The 19,478-nt window shown below is 60.5% G+C and carries 24 protein-coding genes; 6 read left to right on the forward strand and 18 right to left on the reverse strand.

The features are described 5' to 3' along the window. Positions 1–107: 107 nt before the first annotated feature. The 10 genes from NL116_RS03140 to NL116_RS03185 all read right to left on the reverse strand — a co-directional run bounded on the left by NL116_RS03140 (position 108) and on the right by NL116_RS03185 (position 7,097). Positions 108–431, reverse strand: coding sequence for a DUF3392 domain-containing protein (locus tag NL116_RS03140; protein WP_027926554.1), 324 nt, complete (start codon positions 429–431; stop codon positions 108–110). Between the two features lie 22 nt (positions 432–453). Further along, positions 454–1,659 carry a radical SAM family heme chaperone HemW gene (gene hemW, locus NL116_RS03145; protein ID WP_494375974.1) on the reverse strand — a complete coding sequence of 402 codons (1,206 nt, stop codon included), beginning with the start codon at positions 1,657–1,659 and terminating at the stop codon, positions 454–456. Continuing rightward, positions 1,656–2,252 carry an RdgB/HAM1 family non-canonical purine NTP pyrophosphatase gene (rdgB, locus tag NL116_RS03150; RefSeq protein ID WP_494375975.1) on the reverse strand — a complete coding sequence of 199 codons (597 nt, stop codon included), beginning with the start codon at positions 2,250–2,252 and terminating at the stop codon, positions 1,656–1,658. Before rdgB ends, hemW begins: the two co-directional genes overlap by 4 nt. Beyond that, a complete protein-coding gene (locus NL116_RS03155; RefSeq protein WP_494375976.1) occupies positions 2,249–2,683 on the reverse strand; it encodes a DUF4426 domain-containing protein in 435 nt (144 codons plus the stop codon). The genes rdgB and NL116_RS03155 overlap by 4 nt, the downstream gene beginning before the upstream one ends. Before the next feature lie 26 nt (positions 2,684–2,709). After that, positions 2,710–3,330: a methionine biosynthesis protein MetW gene (gene metW / locus NL116_RS03160; protein WP_046029734.1), complete on the reverse strand. Its 621-nt coding sequence runs from the start codon at positions 3,328–3,330 to the stop codon at positions 2,710–2,712. 7 nt (positions 3,331–3,337) lie between these two features. Continuing rightward, positions 3,338–4,477 carry a homoserine O-succinyltransferase MetX gene (gene metX, locus NL116_RS03165; RefSeq protein ID WP_494375977.1) on the reverse strand — a complete coding sequence of 380 codons (1,140 nt, stop codon included), beginning with the start codon at positions 4,475–4,477 and terminating at the stop codon, positions 3,338–3,340. Between the two features lie 190 nt (positions 4,478–4,667). Then, a complete protein-coding gene (locus tag NL116_RS03170) occupies positions 4,668–4,955 on the reverse strand; it encodes a DUF167 domain-containing protein (RefSeq protein WP_494375978.1) in 288 nt (95 codons plus the stop codon). Then, the gene (locus NL116_RS03175) at positions 4,955–5,542 is read right to left on the reverse strand and encodes a YggT family protein (protein WP_494375979.1); all 588 of its coding nucleotides are present in this window, start codon (positions 5,540–5,542) and stop codon (positions 4,955–4,957) included. Before NL116_RS03175 ends, NL116_RS03170 begins: the two co-directional genes overlap by 1 nt. A gap of 24 nt (positions 5,543–5,566) precedes the next feature. Further along, positions 5,567–6,385 (reverse strand): pyrroline-5-carboxylate reductase, encoded by an 819-nt coding sequence (gene proC / locus NL116_RS03180; RefSeq protein WP_494375980.1) that lies wholly within the window; start codon positions 6,383–6,385, stop codon positions 5,567–5,569. 25 nt (positions 6,386–6,410) lie between these two features. Beyond that, entirely contained in the window at positions 6,411–7,097 is a 687-nt protein-coding gene (locus NL116_RS03185) for a YggS family pyridoxal phosphate-dependent enzyme (RefSeq protein WP_494375981.1), read from the reverse strand. A 57-nt stretch (positions 7,098–7,154) separates the two neighbouring features. Here NL116_RS03185 and NL116_RS03190 point away from each other — a divergent pair, with 57 nt between their 5' ends. Then, positions 7,155–8,189, forward strand: a complete 1,035-nt coding sequence (locus NL116_RS03190) for a type IV pilus twitching motility protein PilT (protein ID WP_140671101.1) — start codon at positions 7,155–7,157, stop codon at positions 8,187–8,189. 53 nt (positions 8,190–8,242) lie between these two features. Here the strand turns inward: NL116_RS03190 and NL116_RS03195 are convergent, their stop codons facing one another. Continuing rightward, the gene (locus NL116_RS03195) at positions 8,243–8,860 is read right to left on the reverse strand and encodes a C40 family peptidase (protein WP_494375982.1); all 618 of its coding nucleotides are present in this window, start codon (positions 8,858–8,860) and stop codon (positions 8,243–8,245) included. A 250-nt stretch (positions 8,861–9,110) separates the two neighbouring features. On the opposite strand from NL116_RS03195, the gene NL116_RS03200 reads away from it, so the two are divergent. After that, complete coding sequence (locus tag NL116_RS03200; RefSeq protein WP_046029742.1) at positions 9,111–9,542, forward strand: NINE protein; 432 nt, start codon at positions 9,111–9,113, stop codon at positions 9,540–9,542. A 93-nt stretch (positions 9,543–9,635) separates the two neighbouring features. On the opposite strand, the gene NL116_RS03205 is transcribed toward NL116_RS03200, so the two are convergent. From NL116_RS03205 to gshB, 7 genes are all read right to left on the reverse strand, one after another. Further along, the gene (locus NL116_RS03205; RefSeq protein ID WP_494375983.1) at positions 9,636–10,907 is read right to left on the reverse strand and encodes a dihydroorotase; all 1,272 of its coding nucleotides are present in this window, start codon (positions 10,905–10,907) and stop codon (positions 9,636–9,638) included. Continuing rightward, positions 10,904–11,908 (reverse strand): aspartate carbamoyltransferase catalytic subunit, encoded by a 1,005-nt coding sequence (locus NL116_RS03210; RefSeq protein WP_494375984.1) that lies wholly within the window; start codon positions 11,906–11,908, stop codon positions 10,904–10,906. The genes NL116_RS03205 and NL116_RS03210 overlap by 4 nt, the downstream gene beginning before the upstream one ends. 28 nt (positions 11,909–11,936) lie before the next feature. Then, on the reverse strand, positions 11,937–12,440 hold the full coding sequence (gene pyrR, locus NL116_RS03215) for a bifunctional pyr operon transcriptional regulator/uracil phosphoribosyltransferase PyrR (protein ID WP_494375985.1): 504 nt from the start codon (positions 12,438–12,440) through the stop codon (positions 11,937–11,939). A gap of 99 nt (positions 12,441–12,539) precedes the next feature. Next, the gene (ruvX, locus tag NL116_RS03220; RefSeq protein ID WP_494375986.1) at positions 12,540–12,977 is read right to left on the reverse strand and encodes a Holliday junction resolvase RuvX; all 438 of its coding nucleotides are present in this window, start codon (positions 12,975–12,977) and stop codon (positions 12,540–12,542) included. Beyond that, positions 12,977–13,549 carry a YqgE/AlgH family protein gene (locus NL116_RS03225; RefSeq protein WP_494375987.1) on the reverse strand — a complete coding sequence of 191 codons (573 nt, stop codon included), beginning with the start codon at positions 13,547–13,549 and terminating at the stop codon, positions 12,977–12,979. Before NL116_RS03225 ends, ruvX begins: the two co-directional genes overlap by 1 nt. A gap of 181 nt (positions 13,550–13,730) precedes the next feature. Beyond that, a complete protein-coding gene (locus NL116_RS03230) occupies positions 13,731–14,630 on the reverse strand; it encodes an energy transducer TonB (protein WP_027926571.1) in 900 nt (299 codons plus the stop codon). A 77-nt stretch (positions 14,631–14,707) separates the two neighbouring features. Continuing rightward, positions 14,708–15,661 carry a glutathione synthase gene (gene gshB / locus NL116_RS03235; RefSeq protein WP_480418671.1) on the reverse strand — a complete coding sequence of 318 codons (954 nt, stop codon included), beginning with the start codon at positions 15,659–15,661 and terminating at the stop codon, positions 14,708–14,710. 225 nt (positions 15,662–15,886) lie between these two features. Between gshB and pilG the strand changes: the two genes are divergently transcribed. The 4 genes from pilG (at position 15,887) to NL116_RS03255 (ending at position 19,472) form a co-directional block, all read left to right on the forward strand. Next, positions 15,887–16,291 carry a twitching motility response regulator PilG gene (gene pilG / locus NL116_RS03240; protein ID WP_027926573.1) on the forward strand — a complete coding sequence of 135 codons (405 nt, stop codon included), beginning with the start codon at positions 15,887–15,889 and terminating at the stop codon, positions 16,289–16,291. Positions 16,292–16,348: 57 nt separating this feature from the next. Continuing rightward, on the forward strand, positions 16,349–16,714 hold the full coding sequence (pilH, locus tag NL116_RS03245) for a twitching motility response regulator PilH (protein WP_072390179.1): 366 nt from the start codon (positions 16,349–16,351) through the stop codon (positions 16,712–16,714). Between the two features lie 10 nt (positions 16,715–16,724). Then, the gene (locus NL116_RS03250; protein WP_494375988.1) at positions 16,725–17,258 is read left to right on the forward strand and encodes a chemotaxis protein CheW; all 534 of its coding nucleotides are present in this window, start codon (positions 16,725–16,727) and stop codon (positions 17,256–17,258) included. Between the two features lie 156 nt (positions 17,259–17,414). After that, the gene (locus NL116_RS03255; protein ID WP_494375989.1) at positions 17,415–19,472 is read left to right on the forward strand and encodes a methyl-accepting chemotaxis protein; all 2,058 of its coding nucleotides are present in this window, start codon (positions 17,415–17,417) and stop codon (positions 19,470–19,472) included. Positions 19,473–19,478: the final 6 nt, after the last annotated feature.

The raw sequence follows: 19,478 nt of genomic DNA on the forward strand, positions 1-19,478 counted from the left end.
AGCGGGCTTGCTCGCGAAGGCGTCGTGTCAGTCGACATAAATGTGTCTGATACACCGCCTTCGCGAGCAAGCCCGCTCCCACATTTGTTGTGTGGTGTGTTCGAAATTTAGCGGCGATCAGCGACTACGCCGATCAGCACCAGCACCACCAACAACACCGGAGCCAAGCTGTAGTTGTTGAACTGGCTCAGCCCGCGCACGACCCACGGCGTGGCGTAGATCAGCGCGGCGCCGCTGCCGATCATGCACAGCAAGGCCATCAGCGGGACACGCAAGGCGCCGGCAATGCTGCCCAGGCGTTGCTCGACCCAGGTTTTGAAATCCGAACCGAACAGCACCAGCAGGCAGCCCACCAAGGCCAGGGCGATTTCCGACAGGTTACTGCGGCTCCAGCGGGACACGGTGGCGAGCAGGTCGAGTATCAAATCCATTCGTTTTCCCTTAAGGCTGAAATCAGCTCAGAAATGTCTGCAGCAAGTCATTGAGAAACAGCTGTCCGCGCTCGGTGGCCGCCAGACGTGACGGTTCGACCTGCAACAAGCCACTTTGTTCGGCTTCACGGCGGTGTTCGGCGAGGCTTTCCAGCGTCATCCCGGTGCGCTCCGGATACAGCCGCGATTCGACACCTGCGGTCAGGCGCAGCGCGTTCATCAGGAACTCGAACGGCATCTCATCATTGGTCAGCGCCTTCTCGCCGGCCTTGAAGCTTTTCGCCGGGTTGAGGTAATCCTTGGGCAGGCGGGTCTTCCAGGTGCGCACGATGCGCCCGTCCGGGTGACTGAGCTTGCCGTGAGCGCCAGCGCCGATGCCGATGAAGTCGCCGAAACTCCAGTAATTGAGGTTATGCCGCGCCGGGCGACCCGGTTGCGCGTAAGCCGAGACTTCGTATTGCGCGTAACCGTGTTCGGCGAGCAGCGCCTGACCCGCTTCCTGAATGTCCCACAGCGTGTCGTCTTCGGGCAGCGTCGGCGGCTGGTTCCAGAACACCGTGTTCGGCTCCAGCGTCAGCTGATACCAGGACAGGTGCGTCGGTTTCAGGGCGATGGCTGTACGCAGGTCGTTCAGGGCATCTTCCAGGGACTGATCGGGCAAACCGTGCATCAAGTCCAGGTTGAAGTTATCGAACCCGGCCTGACGCGCCATTCCGGCAGCGCGCACTGCTTCGTCACCGTTGTGAATCCGCCCCAGCGCCTTGAGTTTCGCTTCCTGGAAACTCTGGATGCCAATCGACAGGCGATTGATGCCCAGCGCGCGGTAAGCGACGAACTTCTCTTGCTCGAACGTCCCGGGATTGGCTTCCAGAGTGATTTCGATGTCGCCGGCAAACGGAATCCGTTGTTCGACGCCTTTGAGCAAACGGCCCAACGCTTGCGCGCTGAACAGGCTAGGCGTGCCGCCGCCAAAGAAGATCGAACTCAGCTCACGGCCATACACCGCGTGGAGGTCCTGGTCGAGGTCAGCGAGCAAGGCGTCGACGTACTCTTCTTCCGGCAGCACCGGGCTGGCGGTGTGGGAATTGAAGTCGCAATAAGGGCATTTACGCACACACCACGGAATGTGGATGTACAGCGCCAGGGGCGGCAGCACTGGCAATGCCGCCCGTGGCGATTGGGCGTCGCCGCCGTAGATCAGCGGTGACGCGAATGAGTCGTGGGTCATTTCGATCCCAGACGCTGGCGCAGCAGATCCATTGCACGGGCGCGGTGGCTGATCTGGTTTTTGTCGCTCGGGCTCAGCTCGGCGCTGGAGCAATCGCGCTCCGGCACCCAGAACAGCGGGTCATAACCGAAACCATGCTCGCCACTGGCCGCGGTCAGAATACGCCCGTGCCACAGGCCTTCGCAGAGGATCGGCAACGGATCATCGGCGTGACGTACCAGCGCCAGAACGCAGACGAACTGCGCGCCGCGTTCGGCTTCCGGCACGTCTTTCAAGACGTCGAGCAGCTTGGCGTTGTTCGCCGCATCGCCCTTGCCGTCTGCATAACGAGCCGAATAGATGCCCGGTGCACCGCCAAGGAAATCCACGGCCAGCCCGGAATCGTCGGCCAGCGCCGGCAAACCGGAAATGCGTGCGGCGTTGCGGGCCTTGAGGATGGCGTTCTCGACGAACGACAGGCCGGTTTCTTCAGGCTCGACGCTGCTGAACTCGCCGATCGAGCGCAGTTGCACCGAGTCGCCGAGCATGGCCTGGAGTTCCTTGAGTTTGCCGGCGTTATGGCTGGCCAGTACGAGTTGCGTGAAATTGATCATTCGCCGGGGAAAAGCTCTTGGTTGAAATTGATGGTGTTGATTTTGTCACCGTTCTGCACCTTGATTTCGAAGGTGCGGATTTCCTGCTGGTCTACCGGGTATTGGGCGATGTAGTAAATCGCCCCTTGTTCGGTGATCTGTTTGAAGTTCAACGGCACGCTCTGGCTGGTCAGGTCTTTGATCGTGCCGCTCACCGAAGCCACCAACGGCTTGCCGTCCTTGATCACGGAGACATTGATCACGCCCTGATTCTTGCTGCGAACCAGTTCCGCCGCTTTGGCAATGTCCGGGGTCAGGTACGTGGAATTGAAGGTGTTGTAGTGCACCGTCGTGTCGCCGAAGGTTTCCTGGCGTTCGCCCTTGATGGCGTCAGCGGCCATGGCGGTGACGCTCAGGCAGGCAGTAAGTACAAACAGCGCTAGACGACCCATGTTCGTTCTCCTTGGAATGTCGTGGTTCAGACCGCGACTTTGTGATCCTGCAGCCCGGGGCTGCTGACGCGGTAAATACCGATCTCACCTAACAGATTAGGCCATAGCTTACTGGCCCACCCGTGTCGGTGCTGTTGATCCACGGCCAGCCGATCAATGACCTTGGCTTCACGTTCGCGACACAACGCCTCAAAGTCTTCAAAAGTGCAGAAGTGGATGTTCGGCGTGTTGTACCAGGTGTACGGTAGAAACTCCGATACCGGCATCCGCCCCTTGCTTGCCAGGTACCAGCGGCAGCGCCAGTGACCGAAGTTGGGGAAGGTGATGATGCATTGGCGGCCGACCCGCAGCATTTCGTCGAGGATCTTGTCGGGGTAATGCACGGCTTGCAGCGCCTGGGTCATGACCACGATGTCGAAGCTGTTGCTGGCAAAGTTGCCGAGGCCCTTGTCCAGGTCCTGCTCGATGACATTGATGCCCTTGGCCACGCACTCGGCAATGTTGTCCGGGTCGTTTTCCAGGCCATAACCGGTGACTTGCTTGTGGTCGCGCAGCCAGGTCAGCAGTTCACCATCGCCGCAGCCGAGGTCGAGCACGCGGCTGCCGGCGGGGATCCATTCCTGGATGATTTCCAGATCGGCTCTCATGTCTTCCTCAAAGCGCAATGCGGTTCATGTAGTTGCTGAAGGCCTGCAAGTAACGCGGGATCGGAATCAGGAAGGCGTCGTGGCCTTGCGGAGCGTCGATCTCGAGGTAGCAGACGTCTTTCTTGGCCGCCATCAGCGCGTCCACCAGTTCCCGAGAGCGGGCAGGGGAGAAGCGCCAGTCAGTGGTGAAGGACATCACACAGAACTTGGCCTGGGCATTGGCGAAGGTTTTCGCCAGGTCGTCGTCGAAGTTCGCAGCCGGGTCGAAGTAATCCAGCGCCTTGGTCATCAGCAGGTAGGTGTTGGCGTCGAACCGCCCGGAGAATTCTTCACCCTGATAACGCAGGTAGCTCTCGACCTGGAACTCGACGCTGTGGAAGTCGTAGTTGAGCTTTTCGCTCTTGAGGCCACGGCCGAATTTCTCGCCCATGGAGTCGTCGGACAGGTAGGTGATGTGCCCGACCATCCGCGCCAGCATCAAGCCGCGCTTGGGAATTACCCCCGCTTCCTGGAACGAACCACCGTGAAATTCGGGGTCGGTGAGGATGGCCTGGCGCGCCACTTCGTTGAAAGCGATGTTCTGTGCTGACAGCTTGGGCGCCGAGGCGATGGCCAGGCAGTGACGAATGCGCTCGGGGTAGGTGATGCTCCATTGCATCGCCTGCATGCCGCCGAGGCTGCCGCCAATCACCGCCGCCCATTGGCTGATGCCGATACGGTCGGCCAGTCGCGCCTGGCTGTGCACCCAGTCTTCCACGGTCAGCACCGGGAAATCGGCGCCAAACGGCTTGCCGGTTTCCGGATTGATGCTGCTCGGGCCCGTGGAGCCGTTGCAACCACCGAGGTTGTTCAGGCTGACGACGAAGAATTTGGTGGTGTCGATCGGCTTGCCGGGACCGATGCAGCTGTCCCACCAACCGGGTTTACGGTCGTCGGCACTGTGAAAACCGGCGGCGTGATGATGACCGGACAACGCATGGCAAATCAGCACGGCGTTGCTCGCCTTGGCGTTCAGCGTGCCGTAGGTTTCGTAGATCAGGTCATAGGCTGGAAGCGAACGCCCGCAGGCCAAGGCCAGGGGTTCGCTGAAGTGCGCCACTTGCGGCGTCACCAGACCAACAGAATCGGCGGGAAAGGCAGTTGGCATCGACCCTGCTCTCGTTGAAATGAGGCGTAAGTCTAAAGACCGGTGGGGTTAGCGGCAAGCAAAGGCCCGAGCTGATTTTTCCTGTCAGACCGAGGTGCGGCCATCGCGGGCAAGCCACGCTCCCACAATGGAATGCGATCCCCTGTGGGAGCGGGCTTGCTCGCGATGGCCGCGCCGCGGTTTAACGGTTCTATCGCACCAGATCAGGTAATTCCGGCAGCTTCTTCGGCGAACAAATCCGCACCCGTTTCTGCCGGTTCAACTCGCCGCTGATCAAGCTGACCTGACTCTTGGACACCCCAAATGCCTTGGCCAGAAACGCCATCAGATAGGCATTGGCCTTGCCTTCAACCGGCGGCGCGGTCAGGCGGATCTTCAGGCGATCACCGTGCAGCCCGCAGAAATCATCACTGCGGGCGGCCGGTTGCAGGTGACACTCCAGAATCAGGTCGTCACCGTCCCAGCGAAAGTAGCTCATCAGATCAGGCCGAGCAGCCCCTGCGGCATGAAGGCAAAGTACGCCAGGCGCGGGATCAGCCAGCTTTGCAGCAACTGGATCACGATGAAGGCGAAGATCGGCGAAATGTCGAGACCGCCCAGGTTCGGGATGATCCGGCGGAACGGAGCGAGCACAGGTTCAGTAATCTGTGCGACCAGCTCGGCGCCCGGATTGTGGCTGCCCGGGGCGACCCAGGACAGGATCACGCTGATGATCATGGCGTAGAACAGGATGTTCAAAAACAGCGAGAACAACGCAATCAGGGCCCATGGCACCAGCAGCAGCCAGTCGACCATGAAGCCTTTGAGCGCGAGGATGACGGCGATCAGCAGCATCTGCACGATCAACGCCAGCACCAGCGACGACATGTCGAGCCCGAACATGCTCGGGATCACCCGACGCAGTGGCTTGAGCAGGGGTTGCGTGGCTTTGACGATGAACTGGCACAGCGGGTTGTAGAAGTTTGCCCGCACCAGTTGCAGGATGAAGCGCATCAGCACGATCAGCAGGTACAGGCTGCCAAGGGTTTTGATGATGAAAATGGCAGCGTCATTGAGTCCGAGCATCTTTGATTCCTTTATAAGAGCTGATTAGCGACCGAGTTGCTCAGCCATCTCGGCCGAGCGATGCGCAGCGGCGCCGAGTGCAGTTTCGACCAGGGCTTCGAAGCCGCCGGCCTGGAATGATTTGATCGCAGCTTCCGTGGTGCCCGCAGGCGACGTGACACGACGACGCAGTTCGGCGGCGTCGACGTCGCTGGATACCGCCATGTGTGCGGCGCCCAGCGCGGTTTGCAGGGTCAGTTGCGCGGCAATGTCAGCCGGCAGACCGAGTTTCACGCCGGCGGCGGTCATGGCTTCGATCAGCAGGAAGAAGTACGCCGGGCCCGAGCCGGAAACGGCGGTGACCGCGTCCAGTTGCTGCTCTTCGTTCAGCCACAGGGCGATGCCCACGGCCGAGAGCAGTTCTTGCGCTTGCTGGCGTTGATCGGCGGACACTTCGGCGGTGGCATACAAGCCGCTCACGCCCTGACGCAGCAGCGCCGGGGTGTTGGGCATGCAGCGCACGATCGGCTGCGCGCCGAGCCAGTTGTTCATGCTGGCGCAGGTGATGCCCGCGGCAATCGACACCACCAGTTGATTTGGCTTGAGGCTCGGGCGAATCGCTTCACACACGGCTTTCATCGCCTGGGGTTTGACGGCCAATACGACGACGTCGGCATCCCGGATAGCATCGGCGTTGTCGGCGAAGACTTCGATGCCGTGTTCGGCTGCCACCTTGGCGCGGGTTTCTGCACCCGGATCGCTGGCGCGGACTTGCGAGGCGTCAAGACCTTTGGCGCGCAGGCCGCCGATCAGGCTGGCGGCCATGTTGCCGGCACCGATAAAGGCAATACGGGTTTTGCTCATGTCAGGTCCTTAAAAAAGAAAGTGGTCAAGGCTGGCTGTAGTCGCGGGCGCCGAACAGGGCCGTACCGATACGGACCCAGGTAGCACCCTGGGCGATGGCCGACTCGAGGTCGTGACTCATGCCCATGGAAAGCGTGTCGAGCGGCAGGTTCAGGCTGGCTTGCAGGCTTTGAACGGCAGCAAAAGCGGCATCCTGTTCGGCGCGATCATCCGTCGGCTCGGGAATCGCCATCAACCCGCGCAGATGAAGGCGCGGCAATTCGCTGATGGCCTTGGCCAGGGCCGGCAGGTCGGCCGGGGTGCAGCCGGATTTGCTGGCTTCACCGCTGACGTTGACCTGGATGCAGATGTTCAGGGGCGGCAGATCGGCAGGACGTTGTTCGGACAGGCGTTGTGCGATTTTCAAGCGATCCACGGAATGCACCCAGGCGAAGTGCTCGGCGATAGCGCGAGTCTTGTTCGATTGAATGGGGCCGATGAAGTGCCAGATCAAGGGCAGGTCGGCCAGTTCGAGCTGTTTGCCCAAGGCCTCCTGCAGGTAGTTCTCGCCAAAGTCGCGCAGGCCGGCGGCATACGCTTCGCGCAGGGCTTCGGCGGGTTTGGTCTTGCTCACGGCCAGCAGCTGAACGCTGTGCTCATCGCGCTGGGCAGCCAGGGCGGCGGCACGGATGCGTGAACTAACCTGAGCAATGTTGTCTGCTATCGTGGACATTCAATGTGCGCCAGCGGTCTGAAGGTTCGCGGCATTCTACTGGAATTGAGGGGCGCTATGGATATCACTGAACTGCTGGCTTTCAGCGCTAAACAGGGCGCATCCGACCTGCACTTGTCCGCCGGCCTGCCGCCGATGATCCGTGTCGACGGCGATGTGCGCCGCATCAATCTGCCGGCCCTTGACCACAAACAGGTGCTGGCGCTGATCTACGACATCATGAACGACACCCAGCGGGTGGACTTTGAGAAGCACCTGGAAACCGATTTTTCCTTCGAAGTACCCGGTGTGGCACGTTTCCGGGTCAATGCCTTTAACCAGAACCGTGGCGCAGGCGCCGTGTTCCGGACCATTCCGTCGAAGGTCCTGAGCATGGACGACCTCGGCATGGGCGAGGTGTTTCGCAAAATTACCGATGCGCCGCGCGGGCTGGTGCTGGTGACGGGACCGACTGGCTCCGGCAAGTCCACCACGCTGGCGGCGATGATCGATTACCTGAACAACCATCGCCATCACCACATCCTCACCATCGAAGACCCGATCGAGTTCGTCCACGAATCGCGCAAATGCCTGATCAACCAGCGCGAAGTGCATCGCGATACGCGCAGCTTTGCGACCGCCCTGCGCTCGGCGCTGCGCGAAGACCCGGACGTGATTCTGGTGGGGGAGATGCGGGATCTGGAGACCATTCGCCTGGCGCTGACCGCCGCCGAGACCGGGCATCTGGTGTTCGGCACGCTGCACACCACCTCAGCGGCGAAAACCATCGACCGTGTGGTGGATGTGTTTCCGGGGGATGAGAAGTCGATGGTGCGTTCGATGCTGTCCGAGTCGTTGCTGGCGGTGGTGTCGCAGTCGCTGGTGAAGAAGATCGGCGGCGGGCGGATTGCGGCGCACGAGATCATGCTCGGCACGTCGGCGATCCGTAACCTGATCCGCGAAGACAAGGTTGCGCAGATGTACTCGTCGATTCAGACCGGCGGGAATCTGGGAATGCAGACGCTGGATATGTGCTTGAAGGACTTGGTGACCAAGGGCTTGATCAGCCGCGAGCATGCGCGGGAGAAAGCGCGGTCGCCGGATAACTTTTGAAGCGGGGCCATCATGCCCAAAAAAAATCCCGGGACAGGCCCGGGATTTTCGGATCAGCGCTGTACGACGCGCATCTGATTCGGTTCTTTCGGCAGAACCCGCTTGGCAACCACGTAGTGGCTTTCCCAGTACGGTTTCTTCAGTGTATCGATGGTCACCGACTTGCCACGGCGTGGTGCGTGGATGAAGCGGTCGTTGCCGAGGTAAATGGCGACGTGATTGACCCGTCGGCTCTTGATGTTGAAGAAAATCAGGTCGCCCGGCTTCAAATCGCTGCGATCGACTTTCTCGCCGTGACCGCTGGCCATGGCGTTGGAAGTGCGCGGCAGGTCAAATGTCTCGTCGTTGAACGCATATTTCACCAGACCACTGCAATCGAACCCTTTACTTGGGCTGCTGCCGCCCCAACGGTAAGGCGTACCGAGGACGTTTACCGCGCGGCTCAGCACGTTGCTGCTGGTCTTGCTCGCCATCGGCGGAACAAGTTTGCTGTTGTCACTCAGTTGGGCCGAGTGTTTGGCATTTTGTTTGTTTTTGCTCGAAGGAGCAGAAACATGGGATTTTGGGGTGTAACCATTAACGTTTGGAAGACGTTGCTCACGATTGGTGGCGTGGGCGGCCAGTGGCATCAAAAGGCAAATGGTTAGCCATGTCTTGAAAAATGGACGCATTAGGCAGGGCTCGAATAGGTGAACGCGCAACTTTATAACAGCTTTTTTTGCCCTTCCGAGGCCGTTGGTCGATTCAACCTGGCGGTCAATGGAACCAATCAAGCGGCAAACAGACGCAATTGTCGGACAGAAGTCAGGTGTTATAAGGCTTTGACGGACATGACAGTCCCATTTGCCATACGTCGGCAACCTGTAAAAAAGTCACAAAGATTTAAAGAATATTTATCTATCGTGTGAATCGAGGTGCTCCATGAACAGCTATCAACAGTCCGCCGCGCATCAAGATACGCACAGCAAAGTGATCGGATATCTGCTGTGGATTTTCGGTTTTACCGGCGCTCACCGCTTCTATTACGGCAAGCCGGTGACCGGGACGATCTGGTTTTTCACTTTTGGCTTGCTGGGAATCGGCTGGCTGATCGACGTTTTTCTGATCCCGGCAATGGACCGTGAAGCGGACCTTCGGTTCACGGCGGGGCCGATCGAATACAACGTGGCGTGGATTCTGCTGACGTTTCTAGGGGTGTTCGGCGTACATCGGATGTATCAGGGGAAGTGGATCAGCGGGTTGCTCTACCTGGTGACGGGCGGGTTGTTCTTTGTCGGGGTGCTGTATGACTTCTGGACGCTGAATGACCAGGTTTCGGTGCGTAACGCCCAGAACAGAGGCGCTTTCCAGTAAGCCTTCGCGAGCAAGCCCGCTCCACTTTTGATCTGTGTCGTTCACAAATCTAATGTGGGCGCGGGCTTGCTCGCGAATGCAGGCCACCCGGTATTACGCCTGGTGGCTGATCCGCCCATCCACCAAGGTGTAGCGCACCACACCCGGCAGGCTATGCCCAATGAACGGGCAGTTCTCACCCTTGGACAGCCAGGTTTCCCCCGCCACGGTTGAAGCCGCAGGGTCGAACAGCACGATATCCGCCGGCCCACCCACCGTCAGCTTGCCGGCTGGCAAGCGCAGCGCCTCTGCCGGCCCGGCACTCAAGCGCGCCAGCAACGTTGGCAGGTCCAGCAAGCCATCCTCCACGAGCGTCATCGCCAGCGGCAGCAGCAATTCAACACTGCTGATGCCCGGCTCTGTCGCGCCGAACGGCGCCAGTTTGGCATCCCGCTCATGGGGTTGGTGGTGGCTGGAAATGGCCGAGATCACCCCCGATTTCACCGCCGCACGCAGGCCGTCGCGGTCGGCGCGGGTGCGCAGCGGCGGCTGGACGTGGTAGAGGCTGTTGAAGTCGATCAAGGCTTCATCCGTCAGAATCAGCTGATACAGCGCCACATCGGCGGTTACCGGCAACCCACGGGCCTGGGCTTGGGCGATCAGGGCCACACCGCGAGCGCTGGTGAGCTGGCTGAAGTGTGCGCGCACACCGCTTTGCTCGACCAGCAACAAGTCGCGGGCCAGGGCCACGGTTTCAGCCGTTTCCGGAATGCCCGGCAAACCGAGGAAACTGGCGGTGGGGCCTTCATGGGCCAGGCCACCTTCGGCCAGGTCACGGTCCTGCGAGTTGAAAATCACCGTCAGGTCAAACGTCGCCGCATATTCCAGCGCCCGGCACAGGGTGCGGGTGTTGCGGAAACTCTCCAGGCCGTTGCCGAAGGCCACGCAGCCGGCATCGCGCAGGGCGACGAGCTCGGCCAGTTGCTCGCCGTCCAGGCCTTTGCTCAGGGCGCCAATCGGGAAGACTTTGGTGTTACCGGCTTCGCGGGCGCGGTCGAGGATCAGTTCGGCCACGGCCGAGGTGTCCAGCACCGGTTTGGTTTTGGGCGGGCAGCACAGGCTGGTCACGCCACCTGCGGCAGCGGCGCGGGTTTCGCTGATGATCGAGCCTTTGCGGCTGTAGCCCGGCTCGCGCAGGGCGACGTTCAGGTCAACCAGCCCGGGGGCGGCCACCAGGCCTTGGGCATCGACGGTATCAACCGCGACAAAACCGGCTGGCGCGGCGCCCAGGGCGACGATCCTGCAAGCTTCAATGTGAATGTCAGTCACTTTATCCAGGCCGGAGGCTGGATCAATCACGCGTGCGCCGAGAATGCTGAGCTTCACTGGGCGTTCTCCTGCTCGAATTGACGTTGCGCAGTCTGCCCGCTCATGGCCATGGACAGCACGGCCATTCGAATCGCAATACCGTAGGTGACCTGGTTGAGGATCACCGAGTGTGGACCGTCGGCCACCGCCGACTCAATCTCCACCCCGCGGTTGATCGGCCCCGGGTGCATGACGATGCAATCCGGCTTGGCCCCGGCCAGGCGCGCGGTGGTCAGGCCGAACAGGCGGTAGAACTCGCCCTCGCTTGGCAACAGGCCGCCGGCCATGCGCTCGCGTTGCAGGCGCAGCATGATCACCACGTCGACGTCTTTCAGGCCTTCGGTCATGTCGGTGTAGACCTTCACGCCGTATTGCTCGATGCCAATCGGCAGCAGGGTTTTCGGCGCGATCACGCGGATGTCCGGGCAACCCAGGGTTTTCAGCGCCAGCATGTTCGAGCGTGCTACCCGCGAATGCAGGATGTCGCCGACGATGGCCACCGAGAGGTTTTCGAAACCGCCCTTGTGTCGACGGATGGTGAGCATGTCGAGCATGCCCTGCGTCGGGTGTGCGTGCCGGCCGTCGCCGCCATTGATGATTGCCACTTGCGGGCACACATGTTCGGCGATGAAGTGCGCGGCACCAGAATCTCCGTGACGCACGACAAACATGTCGGCAGCCATGGCTTCCAGGTTGCGCAGGGTGTCGAGCAGGGTTTCGCCCTTGCTGGCCGAGGAGGTCGACACGTTCAGGGTGATCACGTCCGCCGACAGACGCTGGGCCGCCAGTTCGAAAGTGGTGCGAGTGCGGGTGGAGTTTTCGAAGAACACGTTGCACACGGTCTTGCCGCGCAGCAACGGGACTTTCTTCACTGCCCGGGCGCCGACTTCGAGGAACGAGTCAGCGGTGTCGAGGATTTCCGTCAGCAACTCGCGGCGCAAACCGTCGAGCGAGAGGAAGTGGCGTAGCTGGCCCTGATCATTGAGCTGCAGCGGGCGCTTGATATCTAGAGGCGTCATCGCGAGGGGGGACTCTCAATAGGGCGAATTAAAGGGCGAGGTCTTGCAGTTCAAGCTTGAGCTCGGGGCCGGACAGCTTGACCCGCTCGTGGGCGGCCAGCGACAGCGTCGCACCGACCACATTCGGGCTGATCGGCAACTCGCCGGCGTCGAGGTCGAGCAGGCACACCAGCGTTACGCTGGCCGGACGGCCGTAGTCGAACAGTTCGTTCATGGCGGCGCGGATGGTCCGGCCGCTCATCAGCACGTCGTCGATCAGCACCAGATGCTGGCCTTCGATCTCGAACGGCAGCGCCGACGGGCGAACCTGCGGGTGCAGGCCGTTCTGGCTGAAATCGTCACGGTAGAAGGACACGTCCAGGGTGCCGAGCGGCGAATCGCTGCCCAGTTCTTCGAGCAACGCCTGGGCGACCCAGACACCGCCGGTACGAATACCGATGTAACGCGGTTCGCTGATGCCACGGTGTTCCAGGTGTGCCTTGAGACGGATCGCCATCTGGCTGATCAGTTCGGCGGGATTGGGCAGGCTCATGGTTGCTCCTTCTTGGGCCCGAGCCGGATGCTGCTTGTAGGGTGGCTCGGGTTGTCGCTATAGAGAGTCGCTTGCAGCGGCTCTTGAGGATTCGTTGTTTCAGGATTCGAACAGCGCGCTGTTTTCGTCGAGCCAGCCTTGCAGCAGCAGGGCGGCGGCAATGGCGTCGACCGGGTTGTCGCGGTAGCTGCCTTTTTGCCCGCCGCGATCACGTCGTTCGCCTTTGGCTTCAAACGTGGTCAGCCGTTCATCGTGGGTATAGAAGGGCAGGTTGTAACGACCGTTGAGGCGCCGGGCGAATTTTTCTGCGCGCAGGCACATGTCGCTCGGGGTGCCGTCCATGTTCAAGGGCAGACCGACCACCACCGCGTCGGGTTTCCAATCCTTGATCAGGGCTTCGACCTGATTCCAGTCGGGAACGCCGTTCTGCGCCTTCAAGGTGCACAGCTCTCGGGCCTGGCCGGTAATCACCTGGCCGACCGCGACGCCGATCTGTTTGGTGCCGTAGTCAAACCCCAAAATCAGGCGCAGGGCCATCAGGCGTGCCCCGCCTGGCTGGTGAGCAGGCTGAGATTGACGCCCAAATGTTTGGCCGCCGCTTCCAGGCGCAATTCGCTGCGGGTGTTGAACAGAATGTCGGCGTCGTACGGGCAGGTCAGCCAGGCATTCTGCGCCAGTTCCGCGTCCAGTTGCCCGGCTTCCCAGCCGGCGTAACCAAGGGCGATCAGGCTTTCCGACGGGCCCACGCCATCAGCGATGGCAAACAGCACGTCCTGGGAAGTGGAAAGAGACAGTTCCTCTGCCAGGTCAACGGTCGCCTGATAGCTCTGGCCCTTGGGATGCAGGACAAACCCGCGATCGGTCTGTACCGGGCCGCCGATGAAAATCGGCACATGCCGGCACAGCGCAGGTGGTTCGATGTCCGGGCGCAGTTGCTCGAGGATCTCGGCCAGATTCAGGTCTTGCGGGCGGTTGATGACCAGCCCCATGGCCCCATTGGCCGTGTGCTCGACGATGTAGGTCAAGGTGTGCGCAAAGTTCGGGTCGGCCATGTGAGGCATGGCGATCAGGAAGTGATGCTTGAGGTAGCTGGGGCTGACGTTCTTCATGAGCGCTAGTGTGGCGTTGGAGGGGCAAACTGACAAGCTGGGGATGTCGCAATTTGGCAGTCGACACAGCTTAAATGTGGGAGCGGGTTTGCTCGCGAATGCGGTTAATCATTCAACACTGATGTCGACTGACACCACGCCTTCGCGAGCAAGCCCGCTCCCACAGGGGATTTGTGTGTAGTCAGTTGCTGGACAGTCTGTCGCCGCGCGCAAACTTCCACGTGCGGATGATTTCCAGGCGGTCGATGTCCGAAAGGTCGCCGGTAAACGGTGCGAACGGCGCCGCGAGCCTGACGATCCGCTGCGCCGCCTGATCCAGCAGTGGCTGCCCGGACGACTCCAGCACCAGCACTTCATACAGCGAGCCATCGCGGTTGATCGAGACCATTAACCGCAAATTACCGTAGATCTGTTGGCGGCGGGCTTCATCGGGGTAGTTGAGGTTGCCGATGCGCTCGACCTTCTTGCGCCATTCGTCCTTATACCAGGCGCCTTTGTCGCGCATGGTCGAGGCGGCGCTCAAGCGGTGGATGCGCGGGCGTTTGGCGTACAGCTGTTGTTCGTTGGCCAGTTCCGCTTCGAGGCTGGCGATGTCGCTGGACAGCTGGGAACTGTCAAACGTCGGCGCGGCCACTTCCGCTTTGGTTTGCGGTTTGACCTCTTCGTTCTTGGCCGGGGCTTTTTTGGGTTTCGGGGCGATGGTAGTCACGGCAGCCTTGGGCGGCGCTTCCTGCACTTCAGGCTTGGCGGCAGGCGGTGGCGTGACTTTTTGCACCTTGTTGTCCTGGAACGGCGCGACCTCGGTGGTCTTGGGGATCGCCTTTTTATCCAGGGTGCCGCTGCCTTGCTGATTTTCCTGGGCGAGGAAGTCGGCTTTTTCGGGCTTCTTTTCGCTTTTGAAGGTGGCGAGGGTGATTTCCAGGGTTTTGCTGATTTGTTTGGGTTCAACCATCGTAAAGCCGACGCCCAACAGCAGGGCCAGGTGAATCAACGCCGCAAGAAACAGGGTAAAACCGAGGCGATCGGCCGGGCGCACACCACGGTGGGCGAGTTCAGCGGGCAGATCGGACGGAAGTGTCATGACAAAAAAACCAACATCGCGTTTTTCACAGGCCGCGCATGATAACGCAATGTTGGTTTCATCTTGGGTGTTCTATATCAACGAGCCTTGAGCTTCTGATCGATGGCATCCATCAGCAGTCCGCCAATGTCGGTACCGAACGCGTTATCAATCTCGCGAATGCACGTCGGGCTGGTGACGTTGATTTCGGTCAGGTGCTCGCCGATCACGTCCAGACCCACGAAAAGCAGGCCTTTCTCGCGTAGAGTCGGGCCGACTTGCGCGGCGATCCAGCGATCTTTGTCGGTCAACGGACGAGCTTCGCCACGACCGCCAGCCGCCAGATTGCCGCGGGTTTCGCCAGCGGCAGGAATGCGCGCCAGGCAGTAATCCACTGGTTCGCCGTCGATCATCAGGATGCGCTTGTCGCCGTCGACGATGGCCGGCAGATAACCCTGGATCATGATTTGCTGCTTGCCATGCAAGGTCAGGGTTTCGAGGATCACCGACAGGTTCGGGTGGCCGGCGGTGTGACGGAAAATCGAGGAGCCTCCCATGCCGTCCAGCGGCTTGAGAATCACATCGCCATGATGATCGGCGAATTCGCGCAGTACGTCAGGGCGGCGGCTGACGATGGTCGGCGGCGTGCACTGCGGAAACAGCGTAGCGAACAGCTTTTCGTTGCAGTCACGCAGGCTCTGCGGCTTGTTGACCACCAGCACGCCGGCGCGCTCGGCCTGCTCCAGCAGGTAGGTGGAGTACACAAATTCCATGTCGAACGGCGGATCCTTGCGCATCAGGATCACGTCCAGATCGCTCAGCAGAGCATCGGTCTCGGCTTCCAGTTCGAACCACTTTTGCGGGTTGGCGAAGACTTTCAGCGGTCGCATCCGCGCTCGCGCCTCGCCTTCAGCCTGGTACAAATCACTCTGTTCCATATAGAACAGTTCCCAGCCGCGCTTCTGCGCGGCCAGCAGCATGGCCAGCGAGCTATCCTTTTTATAGGAGATGCCGGCAATAGGATCCATGACAATCCCGACGCGAACGCTCATGGGTGTTTCCTCGAAAATGGATGGTCCGAACGGACATGAAAAAGTGGCGTCAGAGTGGCGCTGAGTGTGTTCCCGGTCAAGGAAAAACCACCGCAAAGACCGGCCGATAGATTGCATTTGGAGACTGTGCTAAAAAGGCTGCCATGCCGTGCTGGCCCTTGAGCATCAAGGGTTTCCAGCCACCAAACGGACAATTTGTTTCGCAAAGGCGACGGTAGAGCAATTATGGATCAGCATTCCAGCGCCTTGAAGGTCATGGTGATCGACGATTCGAAGACGATTCGTCGCACCGCCGAAACGCTGTTGAAGAATGTGGGTTGTGAAGTCATTACGGCCATCGACGGTTTCGATGCGCTGGCCAAGATTGCCGATAACCATCCCGGCATCATCTTTGTCGACATCATGATGCCGCGTCTGGATGGCTATCAGACCTGCGCTTTAATCAAGAACAACAGTGCGTTCAAGTCCACGCCAGTGATTATGCTGTCGTCCAAGGACGGGCTGTTCGACAAGGCCAAGGGGCGCATCGTCGGCTCCGACCAGTTTTTGACCAAGCCTTTCAGCAAGGAAGAATTGCTGAACGCGATCCAGGCCCATGTTCCGGGCTTCGCCGCCGTTTTGCCGCAGTAGGACATGCACAGTGACGCTCGGCCAGCGGGCCCGGCGTCGACAAGAATGGGGAAGACCATGGCACGTATTCTGATCGTCGATGATTCGCCGACCGAAATGTACAAACTGACCGGCATGCTGGAAAAGCACGGTCACCAAGTGTTGAAAGCCGAAAACGGCGCCGACGGCGTGGCCCTGGCCCGTCAGGAAAAACCTGACGCGGTGCTGATGGACATCGTCATGCCCGGCCTGAACGGTTTCCAGGCGACCCGCCAGTTAACCAAAGACCCCGACACCGGGCACATCCCGGTGATCATCATCACCACCAAGGATCAGGAAACCGACAAAGTCTGGGGCACGCGTCAGGGCGCAAAGGACTACCTGACCAAACCGGTCGACGAAGAGACCCTGATCAAAACCCTCAACAACGTATTGGCCGGTTGATCGTCCGGCCATGACCGAGTCGCTGACGGCTTTCGAACTGCTGCTGCAGATCGACCAGCGCTGTCGTCTGCTGGCGGCCGATCTACCCTCGCAACCGACGCGCCAGGATGCCTGGAGCGGCATCGGTTTTCGTATGGGCGAGGATTGGTATGTCGCGCCGATGGGCGAAGTCAGCGAAGTCCTGCATGAACCACGGTTCACTCAGTTGCCGGGCGTTAAATCCTGGGTCAAAGGAGTAGCCAACCTGCGTGGGCGATTGCTGCCGGTCATGGATCTGTGCGGTTTCTTTGGCCACGAAATCTCGGCCCCGCGCAAGCAGCGGCGGGTGTTGGTGGTGGAGCATAACGAGGTGTTTGCGGGGTTGCTCGTCGACGAGGTTTTCGGCTTGCAGCATTTTGCCCAGGACAGCCTGGAGCCGGCAGATCACACGAGTGGGCCGATGTCGGCGTTCGTCAAAGGCCGGTTCCAGCGCGAGCAGGCCTGGCAAGTGTTCAGCCCGTTTGCGTTGGCGCAGTCGCAAGGCTTTATGCACGTGGCGCTCTAGATGGCTCGCCACCTATTGAATGTGGGAGCGGGCTTGCTCGCGAAAGCGGTGGATCATTCAACATAGATGTCGATTGATAGACCGCTTTCGCGAGCAAGCCCGCTCCCACAAGGGTTACTCGGCGGGTTCTAAAGGTTGGTTAACAGGCGAGGACCGATGATAAAAACAAAAACAGGCAAGCCAGAAGGATCGCGCAGCCGTTCGCAGATCATCGCGCTGTTTATCGCGCTGATCGTGTTCATCATGCTGCTGTTCGCCAATTTCGCTTACCTCAACACCCAGGCCACATACGACAAACAGTACATCGGCCACGCCGGTGAGCTGCGGGTGCTGTCTCAACGCATCGCCAAAAACGCCACCGAAGCCGCGGCCGGCAAAGCGGCAGCCTTCAAGCTGCTCAGCGATGCGCGCAACGATTTCGCCCAGCGCTGGGGTTACCTGAAGAAGGGCGACCCGGCTACCGGCCTGCCACCCGCGCCGTCCACCGTGCGCCCGGAAATGCGTGCCGTGCAGCTCGACTGGGAACGCTTGCTGAAAAACACCGACGCCATTCTCTCTAGCGAACAAACCGTGCTGTCGCTGCATCAGGTCGCCGCGACCCTGGCCGAAACCGTGCCGCAGTTGCAGGTCGAATACGAGAAAGTCGTCGAAATCCTTCTGCAACGAGGCGCCCCGGCGGCTCAGGTGGCGATGGCGCAGCGTCAGTCGCTGCTGGCCGAGCGTATTTTGGGCGCGGTGAACACCGTGTTGTCCGGCGACGAAAATTCGCAGCAGGCCGCCGACGCCTTCGGTCGCGACGCCGCGCGTTTCGGTCAGGTGCTCAACGGCATGCTTCAGGGCAACGTGGCCCTGCACATCAGCCAGGTCGAGGACCGCGATGCGCGCGCCCGCTTGACCGAGATTTCCGAACTGTTCGAATTCGTCTCAGGCTCGGTGGATGAAATCCTCGAAACCTCGCCCGAGCTGTTTAAGGTCCGCGAGTCGGCCACCCACATTTTTACCCTGTCGCAAACCCTGCTCGACGAAGCCTCGCACCTGGCCACCGGTTTCGAAAACCTCGCCGGCGGGCGCAACACCGACACCATCGGCGGCTACGTGCTGGGTTTGCTGGCGCTGATGTCGATCATCCTGATCGGCCTGGTGATGGTGCGCGAAACCAACCGCCAGCTTCAGGAAACCGCCGAGAAGAACGAACGCAACCAGAACGCGATCATGCGGCTGCTGGATGAAATCGAGGACCTGGCCGACGGCGACCTGACCGTCACCGCCTCGGTGACAGAAGACTTCACCGGGACCATCGCCGACTCGATCAACTATTCCGTGGATCAATTGCGCGACCTGGTGGCGACCATCAACCTCACTGCCGGCCAGGTCGCCGCCGCCGTGCAGGAAACCCAAGCCACCGCCATGCACCTGGCGCAGGCCTCGGAGCATCAGGCACAGCAGATTTCCGAAGCCTCCACGGCCATTAACGACATGGCCCAATCCATCGACCAGGTCTCAGCCAACGCCGCGGAATCCTCAGCGGTGGCCGAGCGTTCGGTGGAAATTGCCAACAAGGGCAACGAGGTGGTGCACAACACCATCCACGGCATGGACAACATTCGCGAACAGATTCAGGACACTGCCAAGCGCATCAAGCGTCTGGGGGAGTCTTCCCAGGAAATTGGCGACATCGTCAGCCTGATCGATGACATTGCCGACCAGACCAACATCCTTGCGCTCAACGCAGCCATCCAGGCGTCGATGGCGGGTGACGCCGGGCGCGGCTTTGCGGTGGTTGCCGATGAAGTGCAGCGACTGGCCGAGCGCTCGTCTGCCGCGACCCGGCAAATTGAAACCCTGGTACGGGCGATCCAGACGGACACCAACGAAGCGGTGATTTCGATGGAACAGACCACCACCGAAGTGGTGCGCGGTGCGCGACTGGCGCAGGATGCCGGTGTGGCCCTGGAAGAAATCGAAGGGGTCTCGAAGACCCTCGCGGCGTTGATCCAGAGTATTTCCAATGCCGCGCAGCAACAAACCTCTTCGGCCGGGCAGATTTCCCTGACGATGAACGTGATTCAACAGATCACCTCGCAAACTTCGTCCGGCTCCACGGCCACCGCGGAGAGCATCGGTAACCTGGCGAAAATGGCCAGTCAGCTGCGGCGTTCGGTGTCCGGCTTCACCTTGCCGGCCGCGAAGGCGCAGGCGGCAGACAAAGCGTGAACCGTC

It is taken from the genome of Pseudomonas sp. FBCC-B1667 (assembly GCF_059133255.1).